Genomic DNA, 939 nt, shown 5'->3' with positions numbered 1-939 from the left:
ATCACCTCCTTACCTCACGATACGCATTGCGCAGTGTCCACACAGATTGTCTGATGAATGTAATGAGCAAGGTAACCTGCTGTAGGTGGGTGAGACGTGCATCGCAAAATCGAGTATTGACTGCATCAGTCGCTTGAATTTGCAGGCAAATTCTCGCCTCTACACGAAATTCTCGAAGCAGTGCTTCGAGAGTCAAATTTCGTGTCCCCATCGTCTAGAGGCCTAGGACACTGCCCTTTCACGGCTGTAACAGGGGTTCGAATCCCCTTGGGGACGCCACTCCGATAATGTGTGAAAGACATTATCCACCGGTTCTTTATGAACTAAAAATATCTTAAAGATGACTTTAACAAGTCGTGTTTAAGATATTGCTCTTTAACAATCTGGAACAAGCTGAAAATTGAAACAATACAGCTGAAACTTATCTCTCCGTAGATGTACTGAGATAAGGAGTAATCGGTATTAGAGTCTCTCAAATAATCGCAATGCGATGTGTTAATTCACTGTTGCAGTGTGAGCGAGAAGATACCCGGCAAGGCGTACAGCGCACAGCACCCGGAGTGAACTTCATGTTCATGAGGATTGCGCGCACTGCACAACGACGCAGAGTGTGTTCGCAGCCACACCAATAAAGAAAAGACACCTTCGGGTTGTGAGGTTAAGCGACTAAGCGTACACGGTGGATGCCTAGGCAGTCAGAGGCGATGAAGGGCGTGCTAATCTGCGAAAAGCGTCGGTAAGCTGATATGAAGCGTGACAACCGACGATACCCGAATGGGGAAACCCAGTGCAATTCGTTGCACTATTGCATGGTGAATACATAGCCATGCAAGGCGAACCGGGGGAACTGAAACATCTAAGTACCCCGAGGAAAAGAAATCAACCGAGATTCCCCCAGTAGCGGCGAGCGAACGGGGAAGAGCCCAGAGTCTGAATCAG

The 939-nt window shown here is 47.9% G+C and carries 1 tRNA gene and 1 rRNA gene; both read left to right on the top strand.

Annotated elements, in window-relative coordinates:
* Positions 1–203 precede the first annotated feature (203 nt).
* Positions 204–279 (top strand) — tRNA-Glu (locus tag AACW11_RS19160).
* Positions 280–656: 377 nt separating this feature from the next.
* Positions 657–939: ribosomal RNA gene (locus AACW11_RS19155) — 23S ribosomal RNA — on the top strand; the annotation flags it as partial.

Source organism: Yersinia sp. Marseille-Q3913 (assembly GCF_963892745.1).
In the GTDB taxonomy this organism is placed as follows: domain Bacteria; phylum Pseudomonadota; class Gammaproteobacteria; order Enterobacterales; family Enterobacteriaceae; genus Yersinia; species Yersinia bercovieri.
The sequence above is the reverse complement of the archived record's forward strand: the minus strand, read 5'-3'. Positions and strand labels throughout refer to the sequence as shown.